This is a genomic window from Deltaproteobacteria bacterium, assembly GCA_019309045.1.
Taxonomy (GTDB): domain Bacteria; phylum Desulfobacterota; class Syntrophobacteria; order BM002; family BM002; genus JAFDGZ01.
Genome location: JAFDGZ010000088.1, coordinates 1 through 12826 on the forward strand (window position 1 = coordinate 1; position 12826 = coordinate 12826).

Annotated in this window: 13 protein-coding genes; 2 read left to right on the top strand and 11 right to left on the bottom strand. The window is 52.8% G+C overall.

Features of this window, described 5'->3' with window-relative positions; translation table 11 throughout:
* A partial coding sequence (locus JRI89_14605; protein ID MBW2072469.1) for a sulfite exporter TauE/SafE family protein occupies positions 1-641 on the bottom strand: 641 nt, incomplete at its 3' end.
* 439 nt (positions 642-1080) lie between these two features.
* Here JRI89_14605 and JRI89_14610 point away from each other — a divergent pair.
* On the top strand, positions 1081-1731 hold the full coding sequence (locus tag JRI89_14610) for an NAD(P)H-dependent oxidoreductase (GenBank protein MBW2072470.1): 651 nt from the start codon (positions 1081-1083) through the stop codon (positions 1729-1731).
* Positions 1732-1801: 70 nt separating this feature from the next.
* On the opposite strand, the gene JRI89_14615 is transcribed toward JRI89_14610, so the two are convergent.
* From JRI89_14615 to JRI89_14645, 7 genes are all read right to left on the bottom strand, one after another.
* Positions 1802-3082: an acetamidase/formamidase family protein gene (locus JRI89_14615; GenBank protein ID MBW2072471.1), complete on the bottom strand. Its 1281-nt coding sequence runs from the start codon at positions 3080-3082 to the stop codon at positions 1802-1804.
* A 484-nt stretch (positions 3083-3566) separates the two neighbouring features.
* Entirely contained in the window at positions 3567-4235 is a 669-nt protein-coding gene (locus tag JRI89_14620; protein ID MBW2072472.1) for a hypothetical protein, read from the bottom strand.
* A complete protein-coding gene (locus JRI89_14625) occupies positions 4216-4491 on the bottom strand; it encodes a DUF59 domain-containing protein (GenBank protein ID MBW2072473.1) in 276 nt (91 codons plus the stop codon). Before JRI89_14625 ends, JRI89_14620 begins: the two co-directional genes overlap by 20 nt.
* A complete protein-coding gene (locus JRI89_14630; protein MBW2072474.1) occupies positions 4488-5414 on the bottom strand; it encodes an ArsA family ATPase in 927 nt (308 codons plus the stop codon). Before JRI89_14630 ends, JRI89_14625 begins: the two co-directional genes overlap by 4 nt.
* Positions 5414-5647, bottom strand: coding sequence for a hypothetical protein (locus JRI89_14635; GenBank protein MBW2072475.1), 234 nt, complete (start codon positions 5645-5647; stop codon positions 5414-5416). The genes JRI89_14630 and JRI89_14635 overlap by 1 nt, the downstream gene beginning before the upstream one ends.
* 41 nt (positions 5648-5688) lie before the next feature.
* Positions 5689-7422: a carbon starvation protein A gene (locus tag JRI89_14640; GenBank protein ID MBW2072476.1), complete on the bottom strand. Its 1734-nt coding sequence runs from the start codon at positions 7420-7422 to the stop codon at positions 5689-5691.
* A gap of 178 nt (positions 7423-7600) precedes the next feature.
* Positions 7601-8263, bottom strand: coding sequence for an RraA family protein (locus JRI89_14645; GenBank protein ID MBW2072477.1), 663 nt, complete (start codon positions 8261-8263; stop codon positions 7601-7603).
* Positions 8264-8335: 72 nt separating this feature from the next.
* On the opposite strand from JRI89_14645, the gene uvrA reads away from it, so the two are divergent.
* The gene (uvrA, locus tag JRI89_14650; GenBank protein ID MBW2072478.1) at positions 8336-10903 is read left to right on the top strand and encodes an excinuclease ABC subunit UvrA; all 2568 of its coding nucleotides are present in this window, start codon (positions 8336-8338) and stop codon (positions 10901-10903) included.
* Positions 10904-11006: 103 nt separating this feature from the next.
* On the opposite strand, the gene JRI89_14655 is transcribed toward uvrA, so the two are convergent.
* From JRI89_14655 to atpB, 3 genes are all read right to left on the bottom strand, one after another.
* Complete coding sequence (locus JRI89_14655) at positions 11007-11642, bottom strand: redox-sensing transcriptional repressor Rex (GenBank protein MBW2072479.1); 636 nt, start codon at positions 11640-11642, stop codon at positions 11007-11009.
* Between the two features lie 164 nt (positions 11643-11806).
* The gene (gene atpE, locus JRI89_14660; protein MBW2072480.1) at positions 11807-12082 is read right to left on the bottom strand and encodes an ATP synthase F0 subunit C; all 276 of its coding nucleotides are present in this window, start codon (positions 12080-12082) and stop codon (positions 11807-11809) included.
* 207 nt (positions 12083-12289) lie between these two features.
* The coding region (gene atpB, locus JRI89_14665) for a F0F1 ATP synthase subunit A (protein MBW2072481.1) at positions 12290-12826 on the bottom strand (537 nt) is incomplete at its 5' end.

The following is a 12826-nucleotide window of genomic DNA, read 5'->3' on the forward strand; positions in this document are numbered from 1 at the left end:
GAGGAAAAGCTGTAGATCATTCTTCTCTTTCTCAGCCAACCAAGGTCCGCGAGTTTGCCAACAAGAAGAAGTGCCGGCACTGTACCCAGGCCGAAAGCAAACATCAACCCGCCCCCAACCACAGCGCCGCCAATGGTGGTGTGCGCCTCCATGCCGGCCCGAGCTGCCGTAATCAGAGCAGTATACACCGGGCCGCATGGCAATAAGCCCAGCACCAGGCCCAAGGGCAAACATGCGAACAGGGAGCGGCTGGCCAGAGATTTTCGCAGCACGGATGAAAACACTTCAGAGCCGCCGTCATAGTCGGCAAATATTCTCCCGCCAGGCAGCCATCCCGCCATGGCGAGCCCCATGACAACGATCACCACCCCGGCAAAGATCATTACCCCCTTCTGCATTCCTGCAATCCTGCTGGTCACTGCAGTGAACGATCCTGTAACGCCCATCAGCCCCCCAAGCAGAGTGTAAGTGGTAACTCGTCCGGCACTGTAGAGCAGATGAGCAGGAAGCACGTTGCGACCTCGAAGAGTCAGCGACAACGAGACTGCAATCGGACCGCACATGCCGATGCAGTGTCCCAAGCCGACAGCAAAGCCTGTAGAGAGAAGAACAAAATAGAGCGTCTCAGTAGATGACGTCAAAGATGAACTCCTGAGATCGCGCACCGGGGACAGTGATGGTAGCCTTCCAGGTACGGCGTCCACTGGAACAGTGCCTTCGCAGGTAGAAGCCGGTTCTGCAGTCTAATATACTTACCCCTCACTTTCAACCAGTGAAAATAGAGGTACGGGGATGAATTATTGTAGAATGACCGCAGTATGGATATCTGTTCAATTTCTCAGATCTGAAACAATTCCAGAGCGAAGCGGATTCAAAAGGATATACCGCACCAATTTTATCAGGTAGGCGTCTTCCTGACAGAGGCTTGACTGTAGATAAAATAGAAACGCATAAAGTCATCCCCGCTCCCCATTTGGCTTGTATTCAGGTTATTGATGATTACAGTTATAACTATCTGGAGAGTGATAGAATAACTATGTTGTCTTGTATGTTGGGTAGGATTTACCCAGGAGGCTGAACATGGGCATATTGCTTTATATAGAGGCGTCTCCTCGCAAGGAGCGCTCCAGCTCCATTGAGGTGGCCAGGAGCTTTATCGATGAATATCAGCGCACCCATTCTGCAGATATTGTGGACACCCTCGACCTGTGGAACACGACTCTACCGGAATTTGATGGAGATGTAGTCGAGGCTAAATATCTTATTCTCCATGGCGAGCAGGTTGCCGACAGCCAGCGCCGGGCCTGGGCCGAAGTAGAGCAGGTGATCTCACGCTTTACAGGCGCCGACAAGTACCTGTTCTCTTTGCCCATGTGGAATTTTGGTATTCCGTACAAGCTCAAGCACTACTTCGACGTGCTGGTACAGCCCACCTATACCTTCAACTTCAGCCCACAAGAAGGATACCATGGGCTGGTAGTCGGCAAACCGGCAGCAGCAATCTACGCCAGGGGTGGGAGCTACCAGGAAGGCAGCGAGGCGGAAAGCTTCGACCTGCAGAAGCGCTATCTCGAACTTGTCTTAGGTTTTATCGGCCTTCAGGACATTCAGAGCATTGTAATCGAGCCCACTCTAGCTTCTGCCGAAGACGGCAGCCAAGGAGCAGGCTCGCAAGATTGCAGAAAGATTTTGACCTGCACCTCCATGGGCCTAGAGAGAAGGCGAAGATAATCAGGCCTACGGGAAAGCCCGAGGATGCTGACTGTGAGGCGTACTTCAGTTGTACGCCTCCCAAGACAGATCACAAACCATACTGATTTCTTGCCAGATGGGCAATGCCGATCTCTTCCAGGCGGCTCATTGGTGTGAGCATGGAGATGTGCACGATCCCAGGCAGTCGGCCGATTTCGATGCCACCGGTGATGGTCACGCGGTTTTTTACCTCCTCTATATCCATCTGCACAATAGCAGCCAGCCGCTCGAGACCGTTCATAGTGGCCTCGTTTAGATTGGCCCCTGAGCCAACCACCTGGATGGGCGCCACTTCAGCTTGAATTTCAAAGCCGTTCGATCGCCCGAGTGAGCGCGCTCTTTCCAGCTCTGCTGTAGAGAAGAATCTCGCCAGCGGCGGCAGGTCCTCCAGCAAGGGCAATATGATGGGCCCATCGTTTGCCAACCCTTTCACCACCTCCACCTCCACAGTAACTTCTGCGGACACGTCAGTGGTATGGCCGGCAATCTCGCCGTCTCCTTGCATTGCATGAACGTCGCCCACGACTATGCCGGCTCCCTCCACTTTTACCGGAGCGATCACGATGGCCCCCTGACGTACGCTGTCAATATCCATGTGGGCATCGGTCCTCTTCAACAAATCTCTCTCCGAAATGGCATGCTTATGGGGTGCGCCAATTAGAAAAACCCCAAAGTCACCGGCATTATGGGATGAAGGCATGGTAACAGCAGGCAGTGTCCCGAAGTTTCCTATCATGGGCCGCACTCTGGTAACAATGCCGGCAGGCATATCTGCCAGGGCAAAGACCAGCACCGAGTGGCACGTTGCTCCAGCAGGGGCTCCTGAATAGGCCTCTGCGTTCCTGGCTATTTCCTCTGCCAGCTTTCCAGGTACAGTGAGGCCCACAGTGTGATCATCATCGAAAATCATGGTAAAGCCGTTAGTGACCTCAAATGCTGACACCGGGGTATCACAGTCCAGACAATGGATCGCATCTTTGCCAATGCCCTTCACCACAGTGTGAGGATTTACCTTGCCGCATCCCGGGCATTTCTTGGCAACAAACGGGTCTCCCACAAAACTTCCTTCCCGGGGAGTTTCAGTGCCCGAGGCCGCGGCCCTGGAGGTTATCTTGATCTCTTTGATTTTCAGGGCCACTCCGTCGCCCACTTCTGCACCCGCCACAGCCACTGGACGGCTTATGGTGTGACCACTTTCAATTTCTGGGGTAATCATGGGACCGTAACATGCCGGTTCGGTGCCAGTGACAATCAAGCCCCCATCTCGCACCGGCCCGAGCATCTCGGCATCTGGTCCGATCAGATCTATAAACTCATCAACTTTGACCATATCTTCGCCAGTTGTTGCCATGTCTATCCTCCTTGTTGTTACCTCGAGTCAGGTTCACTGCAGGTCACCCCAGGGCGTAAATCATGGGATTGCCGGGCAAGTAACCCAATAGGTCTGCTTATCCGCTTATAAAAACAACTGAAGCAGAAGGGACAATGAGAGTCAAGGGTCGATATGCCATATTCACGTGGTCGTTTGAGGGTTTTCGCGGTTTACATGCCAGTTGGCAGGATTCCTGAAAATATATCTGAACCGGTGTAGAAAACCCTCATCCCGAATGATGTGTGCGTAATTATTTCACTGCCGGACGGATCACCCAGAAGCGCCGCACAATTGATCGATGTGTTTACAGACAGGGGATTTGAACCCATGGGTGATTGCAGCCAAAACTTTCCATGGCGATTGGCACAACCCCGCAGGGGATGCATTGCATTACGCCCCTGTAGCCTGTTTACCTGGTGTATTCGCTATAAAATATCCTCCCTTATCTGGCACCGTAATTTTCTGGCTTCCATTTTTTCAAGAAGTAAAGGCAGTCTGCCACGGCCCGCGAGATCTTTTCTGGCTCAGCTGGCAAGATCTTCAGCCTGACATAAAATATGCCCTTTCTGGGAGTAAGGGCTATGTGCATAAACTCCTGGGGCTCGAGTCTTCCTGCAACAGCAAGAAACCTGGCCACATCGCCTGTGCGATGTCGGTACATGAGCTCAAATCTCTTGCCGTGCAGCTGCACGTTCTCGCTGTGCAGGCTCTCCTTTTCATAGATGGTGGGCATCCTGTATGAGGGCATGATCTTGCGGATCACATGAATCTCGTTAGTCACCTTTTGCTTCAGATAAAACATTACCTCGACTCTGTCACATCCGGTGGTGATATAGGAGAAGGGAAAGTAGAGCAGACTCTGCCGCGGCAGCATGAACACTGAGGCCGTCACCTTGTCGAAACCCTTGACCTGGAAGTTGCCGGTAAAGCCCAACACGCCCCCCAGCCAGGTATATTCCTGGTCAGTGGGCTCGAGGCTCTCTTCCAGGCACTTGGAGACCCTTTCTATAAGGCGCAGATTCTTTTTGTGGCCATAAAAGTAGGATATGGCCAGGGCCACGGAAAGGCCTAGAATAATGGCAAACAAAGGGTTACTTATCGATATACTCAACGGCCTTTACCCCCGGGTATTTCAAGAATTCCGAGGAAAGTTCGTCGGTAATCTTTTTCTGAATCAGCCAGGCTATAGGGATACAGCCGACACAGGAAGGATTTCTGCTGCGAAAATCGATATTTATCAGTAGTTTACCTGTGCTTTCCTCATAATCAACATTCTTGACAATGCCCAACTCTAAGAGGCTCAAACTACTCTCGGGATCTTTCACCTTCTCGAGCACTGAGACTATCTGTTCTTTACTTGGGATCATACAAGCTCCGAAGCAAAGGATGTGGCGATTTCAAACATCTTATCCCTGGGCGTTGTGCTTTCCCTGAAAAAGGGAATCTCTGTTGACTTGACACCGTTTATTGCAGAAGAGAATTCCGTCGAGTTTTCCTCAGCACTGGAGGAAATTCCCTTTTTGTTGAACACTGCCAGATCAATCTCTATGCCGAGTGAATCAAGATCTGTGATAATCTTCGTTCCCTCTCTCACAGAAAGTTCGTCATAGTTGAGAACAAGGATTCTCTTGCACTTTTGCTGATCACTGAGAATGCTCCATATCTCCTGGGCCAGATTTTCCTGCTCTGCCAGTTGCCTGGTTATGGCATCATCTTCAGATCTATAGGGCAGATCCGGCTCGAGAGCCTCTTTCCCCTTGATATGCACAATCTGGGCACGCCGACTCAGGATCTTGTTTCGCAGCCCCCTTAGCTTTGTCAGCCACATGAGACTAGTTTTCGGCAGGGCAAATATGCGCAGCATAAGTCCAGTTGGAGGGGTATCAATGACAATGTAGTCGACTCTTTCACTCCAGGTATTGAAAAGATGGTGCAAAGCAGCAAGCATTGCGTATTCTTCCATTCCCGGGGAATGCTTCAGCACATCAAACATGTTCTCCAGGTTTATCATCTGAAGATACCTGTAAGTATCCTTCATGCGCTCAGAGGACTCTCTGAGAAACTTTTTCAGATAGCCCTCCACATCAAACTCTTCCACAATAAGAGTATCTGAAACCTTCGCCCTAGACTCTGCTGTCTGTATACCAAGAAAGTCAAACAGATTGTGAGCGGGATCTATGGAGGCAGCAAAGACCCTCCCTGCTGTCTCAGCCAGGTAGGCGGCAAAACTGCCGGCAAGTGTGGTCTTGCCCACACCCCCCTTGCCCAGAAAGAAAAAGACCTTCCGCATCAGCCAAAATCCAGGATATCACACCAATCAGCAAAAATGTCGCCCAGGGTCTCGGAGCGGCAGAGCATCACCCTGATCTCTCTTTCGAGATCCGGCAATAGCATGACACCGAGAAAGGATGGGGGCGCCGGGATCCCCGCCAGCGCCCCCAACATCATTAGAGCAAAGGCATTTTCCAGCTCCTTCAACTCGGCTTCCAGGACAGAAGTGCTGCTGTCCCGCATTCCTCGCATGAAGAGCAACAGTGCTTCCTTGATTTTCAGGAGGATCTCTTTCAAGTTCTCTCTGCTTCCAGCTGCGCCTTCAGTTCTGGTTCCGGCTTGAAGTAATCATATACCAGGAGCAGGTTGAGCAGCAGCATGATCACGGTAATGCCGCCGAGTATCACTGCCTGCACCGGGTTCTTGGCGTAAAAAACCGGTACCGCCACAAAGAGATACCAGCACATGGCCAGGGTCACCGTAATCCAGAGAAAAAGAGCCGGGATCAGCACATTCATGCCCTTTACCTTTTGTACTCGTATGACCCAGGCTGCCCCGGTGAGAAGGGCAATGGAAGCCAGCATCTGATTGGCGCCGCCAAAGGCAGGCCAGAGCACGGTCCAGGCTCCACTCCAGGCCAGGCCGATGCCGATGATTGCCGGAATGCTGGAAGCAATCCACCGATTGGTGATGAAGGAGAAGAATCCGGGCGCCTTTTCCTTGAGGGGTTCAAAGATCTCGGCAAAGGTGTATCGGGCAAGTCTGTTGGTGGTATCCAGGGTTGTCATGGCAAAAGAGGCAACCCACATGGAGGCGAGTATGGTGAGAAAGCCTACCGGCAGGTGAAAGATCTGGTGCGACACATTGGCATATGATTTGGAGAAAATACCGATGGGACCGCCCACACTCTTGGCCGCACCAATATAGTTCTTGGCAAACTCTGCAGCACTGCCGCTCAACGTTGCCGCCTTTTCAGGAGCCAGAATAGCCATGCCAAAAGTACTGATCGATACCACCACAATGGTGGAGAGAAACCCTTCAGTAAGCATGCCGCCATAGCCTATGAACAGACCATCCTTTTCTGATGATATCTGCTTTGAAGTGGTGCCGGAAGCCACAATGGCATGGAAACCGGAAAGGGAGCCACAGGCAATAATCAGCGGAATTACCGGCCAGAAGGGTGTAGGTTTGCCGGCGATTATAGGCGCACTGTATACGGTCACCGCTGGCATGGAGACTGAAGTAAAGGAAGCCAGCAGAGAGATGCCGCCTATGAACAGACCACCTACCAGCAGCCAGGCATTGAGATAGTCCCGCGGTTGCAGAAGAATGTTCACCGGGATGGAGGCTGCAATAATAATGTAGAAGAAAAAGACAATCATCCAGGTCTGGTAACTGGCGCTGAGTGGCAGTTTTTCACCGATAATAATCGAGGCAATGAGCAGCAGGATGCCTATGATGGTTGCCAGGCGGAAGTCCATCTTCACCTTGTACAGGAGATAACCCAGAATAAAGGCGGAAAAAATCTTGAAGAGGTAAGCTGTGGGTACAGCGGGCTGCTTGACGTACAGCTTGCCGAGGACCGCGCCGAAGGCAGCAACTACCAGGATCAGCACAAAAAAGATGAACCAGGCGAAGGCATAGCCGGTTCGCTTCTTGATGACCTTGCCGGCAATCCACTGCACGGAATGGCCATCATATCTCACCGAAGACATAAGAGAGAGGTAATCATGTACTGCGCCGATAAAGATATTGCCAAGCCAGACCCAGAGAAGGGCAGGCAGCCAACCCCAGGCAATGGCAATGGCTGGGCCTACGATGGGCGCTGCACCGGCAACCGAGGCAAAGTGGTGTCCAAAGAGGACATACCTGTTGGCCGGCACGAAATCTACCCCGTCATAGAGCCTTTTGGAAGGAACTTCAGCGTCTCCCTCGCGCACCACATCCCGCTTCAAATATTTGCCGTAGGTATGATACAGGACGAGATAGAGCAAGACGCCCACCGCGATGAGAACTGTCGAATTCATAACCCACCTCCGTGATAAGTTTGAATTTCATTAGCCCTTTTCGCAGGGATAAAACAGGAACTTTTGCTGTGCGTCGCATAACTCATAAATTGTAAGAAGTCAACAAATGATTTGAGAAAAAGGGAACAAATTGCGCCGTTCCCATTTCACCTGCCCTAGCTGACTCCAGTTTCCCTCCTTACAGATGGCCAAAGGTCTCAAGAGCAGTAAGAAGAGGCATACCTCGGCGAATTTCTTCCCTGGCCCGTGAGTCCTTGCCTGCCCACTCATGGGCCTGCTGGGCAATCTCTTCGGCAATGCTGGCTGGCACCACTATCACGCCATCATCGTCAGCTACCACTACATCACCCGGCTCCACCCTCACCTGCTCCTGCAGACCACCCCGAACTTCTATGGCCATCTGATAACTGCTAACCTTCCAGCGGCCTATGGCTTGCGCCGGTGTACGGTAGCGCACCATCATGGGCAGCTGCAGATTTCTGAGATGAGCAAAATCGCGGATGCCGCCGTCCACCACCACGCCGGCGCAGCCTCTGGCCTTCATGGCCTCCGCCAGCAGATCGCCGAAACAACAGACGCCGCTGATATCGTTTCCGGCCCAGACCGGCACCACTCCCTCGTACATGCCGTCAATTGCGGCCAATTTGTCTCGATCTCCCCCTCTCTCCCAGCTTCGCAACTCACCGCTGACAGTGTAGGCCGGGCCCGCAAAACGGATCCCGGACTCTGGTACAGCAAAGAGATTGGTGTCGAGAATTGGCGGGGTCATTGCCAACTTATCAAAGACGTCTGCAATTGGTGCCGTGCCTGCCTCGAGAAGCAAGGATATGGTTGTTAACATGATATTCCTCCTTTCTGGCTCAGCAAGCCCTTGAGGCAAAATACGAAATGAGGCAATATAGCATGTACCCAAATGGAGGTAGAAGCAAGATTGACTGCAAGCAATTCCTCAATCCCTGAATTTCAGGGTGGCGCGCCTGCCATCATTATTCGAGGAGCCAGGCAGCACAACCTGAAAAATATTGACCTTGATATCCCGCGGGGAAAGCTGGTGGTCATCACCGGCGTGAGCGGTTCGGGAAAATCTTCTCTCGCCTTCGACACTCTCTACGCCGAGGGACAGCGGCGCTATGTGGAGTCCCTGTCAGCCTATGCCCGCCAGTTCCTCGAAAGGATGGACAGGCCCGATGTTGATCTGATCGACGGCCTCAGCCCAGCCATTGCCATTGAACAAAAGCCGGCAACTAGAAATCCCCGCTCCACTGTGGGCACCCTCACTGAGATTTACGATTATCTTCGGGTCCTGTACGCTCGACTCGGCCAGCCACACTGCCCTGACTGCGGTGCCCCTTTGCAGGCCATGACCGTCCAACAAATGGTGGACAAGATAATAGAGCTGCCTAGAAATACGAAAATCTTTCTTATGGCTCCTCTGGTCAGCGGCAGCCGTGGCAGATTCAGGCGTTTTTTCAGCCAGCTGCGACGGGAGGGTTTTATCAGAGCCCGGGTTGACGGCCGTGTGCTGTTGCTCGAAGAACCTGTTGAACTGGAGCCTGGCAAACCTCACCACATCGACCTGGTGGTCGACAGGCTGGCGGTCAGGCCGGAGCTGCGGAGACGGATAACCGACTCCCTGGAACTTGCACTCAGCAAGGGAGCTGGCAGGGTCAAGGTGGCAACCGTCGAAGGGCAGGAGTGGACCTTCAGTGAACAACCAAATTGTCTGCGCTGCAATGTGACCCTGCCAGAGCTGTCGCCGCAGCTTTTCAGTTTCAACAGTGGGCTCGGAGCCTGTTCGCTCTGTTCAGGTTTAGGCCACGCTTCTCCGGCTAACCGGAAAATGGTCGGCTGGACTGATCACTGGCAGCCGCTGGCCTGTCCTGCCTGTGGCGGCGCTCGGTTGCGTCCTGCAGCTCTGGCCGTTGAAATAGATGGCCTCAACATCCATCAGGTTTCCTGTCTCCACCTGGAGGCTCTGCAGCACTGGATGAGGCAGCTGCACTTCAGCCCAGCCCGACAACCGGTGGCCCAGCGGCTGCTCGACCAGATGGAGCAGAGACTCGAATTCCTCTGTCGGGTGGGTCTCTCCTACCTGAGCCTGGATCGGCCAGCAAACACTCTCTCGGGTGGAGAGACACAGCGCCTCCGGCTGGCAACCCAGATAGGTACCAGGCTCGCCGGTGTGCTCTACATTCTAGACGAACCAAGCATAGGCCTGCATCAGCGGGACAACAGGAAGCTGCTCCGCACCCTTGCCCACCTGCGGGATCTGGGCAATACAGTTATAGTGGTGGAACACGATGTCGAGACCATAATGGCAGCTGAACAGGTAATCGACATGGGACCTGGGGCCGGCACTGACGGCGGCAGGGTAATCTACAGCGGCACTCCAGCTGGCATCTTCAGTCAGCCGGCTTCACTTACGGGCCAGTATCTCAGCGGCAAACTCGAAATACCGATCCCCACCCAGAGGAGAAAAGCTCAACGAGGTTACCTGCGACTCGAAGGCGCCACAGAGAATAATCTGGCCAACATTTCTGTCGCCATCCCCATTGGGCTTTTTACCTGTGTAACCGGTGTTTCCGGCTCTGGGAAGAGTACACTGATTATCGATACCCTTTATAGGGCTGCTCTGAAAAAGCTGCATCGCAGCAAGACAATTGTGGGCGCCCACCGCCGCCTGACCGGCCTGGAAGCTTTCGATAAGGTCGTTCATATTGACCAGAGCGCCATTGGCCGAAGCCCCAGGTCAAATCCAGCAACCTATACTGGCGTCCTTTCTCCTATCCGCACTCTGCTTGCTCAGGTGCCGGAGGCGAGAGCCCGCGGCTATCGGGCCAGCCGATTCAGCTTTAATGTGAAAGGGGGCCGTTGTGAGACCTGTGCTGGAGACGGCACCATCAGAATAGAGATGCACTTTCTCCCTGATGTCTATGTGACCTGCGATGCCTGCAAAGGGAGCCGCTTCAACCGCGATACCCTCGAGATCACCTATCGCGGCAAAAATATCGCCGACATTCTCAAGATGACAATCGAGGAAGCCGCAGTCTTCTTCGCCAGTTTTCCTGCGGTAAAACACAAACTCACTACTATGGAAGAAGTGGGGCTGGGCTATCTCAAACTCGGCCAAGCTGCCACAACCCTTTCCGGGGGAGAAGCCCAGAGAATCAAACTGAGCCGTGAACTGGGAAAACGCAGTAGAGGAACAACTCTGTACCTCCTCGACGAACCAACCACCGGTCTCCATTTCGATGACATCAAGAAATTGCTCGAAGTACTCAATAGACTGGTAGCTGCCGGCAACACGGTAGTTGTCATCGAGCATCAGTTGGACGTAATCAAGAGTGCGGATTATGTGATTGACCTGGGTCCGGAGGGAGGAGCAGCTGGAGGCCGGGTGCTTGCCTGCGGGCCTCCCGAAGAGATCGCCCGGGTGCCAGAATCTTACACGGGTCGTTATCTCAGGGAGGTGCTCAAGTAATAGCAGAGCTCAACAGCCAGTGCAGTTGTGGAAGTGGTGGGGCAACCTCTTGCCCGCATCGATATTGTCTGGCAGATACACCGCTGAGATGCACGGTTGAACACTAAGCAGATGTGGAAGAAATATGATAGGCCAGATTGTCCAGTTTTATAGAAAAGTCCACGTTCTCCACCCGGCAGCAGTCCGGCACCTGGATCTGGACGGGCGAGAAGTTCAGAATGCCATTGATGCCGGCTAAAATGAGCTGGTTGGCGACGCTCTGGGCACTGGTTGGTGGCACAGCAATTATACCGATTTCCACATTGCGTTCTTTGACGATGTCCTCAAAGCGATCCACATGCTCGACAACAAGACCACCCGGAAGCTTCTTGCCCACCTTTTTGGGATCCACGTCAAAAGCGGCCACAAAACGGTAGCCGTGTTTCAAGAAGTTGCCATGACGGATAAGGGCCGAGCCTAGATTCCCCACACCAAACAGGGCCATGTTCCACTGACGGTTGAGCCCGAGGATCTCTTTTATCTCTGCAAACAGATCCACGACCCGATAGCCAACACCGCGCACGCCGAACTCACCGAAGTAAGCCAGGTCTTTTCTTATCTGGGCTGGATTTACACCACACTGCTTGGCCAGCCGTTCAGAAGAGATCACATCAATGTCGTTGGCCATCAGCTCGTCAAGGTTCCTCAGATAGATGGAAAGACGATTGATTGTGGCCATTGGAATCTTGGCAAATTTCATACGCTGTCGTTCCTGCTGCAGCTCTCGCTGGACCTTGTCGACAAAGATATTTTAAACAAGCTGAGTTGGTTCCACAAGACCTGAATACCTGTCCCTGGGAAGCACCCGAGAAACAGCCGGATCTGCCCTGACTGTTTCTCGGGCTCTTTTCTGCCGAGTTTGGCTTAATGGGCAGCCAGTCCCACAAACCCTTGGATAAGCTTTGACGCCGGGTTGGCGTAAATGAGAATGAGACAGATAACTAGGCAATAAATACAGAGAGACTCAATCATTGCCAAGCCGATCATCATGGTGACGGTAATCTTGCCCGAAGCCTCAGGATTCCTGGCCACGCCCTCCACCGAACTCTTGATGGACATTCCCTGCCCCAGGCCGCAACCAAAGGAAGAAATGGCAATGCTAAAGCCGGCTGCCACCGCTGAGTAGAGGAAGAACTTCAAGCCAACCACGTTCTCCACCTCAGTTCCAGCAAAAGCAAGAGTGGCAAAACCCAGGATCATTACCGCCGTCAACAACAACACCTTTCTCTTCATTCAGCAAGTCCTCCTTTCTCGTAAGTTATTTTGGCCTTCTTCCAGAACCAGGCAGTGCTGGTTCAGCAAAGCATTACTGCCAGTGACTCAACGGCTGCCGAGCAGCCTGCTGTTCTAGTGTGCTTCCTCAATGGCGCCAGCAAAATACATCATTGATAACAGGCAGAAGATAAAGGCCTGCACGCCGCCCGTAAAGAGCCCCAGAAACATGATGGGCAAAGGCGCCAGGTAGAGGCCGGCCAGAAACATGAGAATGGCCAGGACCAATTCCTCTCCGAAGATATTGCCGAAAAGACGAATGGAAAGGCTGAGCACGCGGGCAAGATGGCCGATGATTTCGATTATGAATATTAGCGGCGCGATAAAAAGGATGGGGCCGAGAAAATGTTTGATGTATTTGGCACCGTGGAATTTTATGCCGATCACATGAGTATAGAACACCACTATAATTGCACAGGCCAGGGTAGTATTGAGGTTGGACGTGGGAGCAAACATGCCAGGAACCATTCCCATATAGTTGCTGATCAGGATAAAAAATGCCAGGGTGCCGATGAGCGGGAACAGGTATCTGCCTTCCTCTCCGGTAACACTCACCATAAACTCCTCGATGCCGCTGACCACAACCTCGAAAAAGTTCTGCCCTCCTCTAGG

What these genes read in the sequence shown, in the direction of transcription:
- JRI89_14615 (MBW2072471.1), bottom strand. Translation starts at nt 3,082, where the DNA reads ATGGTCAAAGTTGATGAGTTTATAGATCTGATCGGACCAGATGCCGAG.
- JRI89_14635 (MBW2072475.1), bottom strand. Translation starts at nt 5,647, where the DNA reads ATGCGAGGAATGCGGGACAGCAGCACTTCTGTCCTGGAAGCCGAGTTG.
- JRI89_14640 (MBW2072476.1), bottom strand. Translation starts at nt 7,422, where the DNA reads ATGAATTCGACAGTTCTCATCGCGGTGGGCGTCTTGCTCTATCTCGTC.
- JRI89_14610 (MBW2072470.1), top strand. Translation starts at nt 1,081, where the DNA reads ATGGGCATATTGCTTTATATAGAGGCGTCTCCTCGCAAGGAGCGCTCC.
- JRI89_14655 (MBW2072479.1), bottom strand. Translation starts at nt 11,642, where the DNA reads ATGAAATTTGCCAAGATTCCAATGGCCACAATCAATCGTCTTTCCATC.
- JRI89_14630 (MBW2072474.1), bottom strand. Translation starts at nt 5,414, where the DNA reads ATGCGGAAGGTCTTTTTCTTTCTGGGCAAGGGGGGTGTGGGCAAGACC.
- uvrA (MBW2072478.1), top strand. Translation starts at nt 8,336, where the DNA reads ATGGAGGTAGAAGCAAGATTGACTGCAAGCAATTCCTCAATCCCTGAA.
- JRI89_14625 (MBW2072473.1), bottom strand. Translation starts at nt 4,491, where the DNA reads ATGATCCCAAGTAAAGAACAGATAGTCTCAGTGCTCGAGAAGGTGAAA.
- JRI89_14645 (MBW2072477.1), bottom strand. Translation starts at nt 8,263, where the DNA reads ATGTTAACAACCATATCCTTGCTTCTCGAGGCAGGCACGGCACCAATT.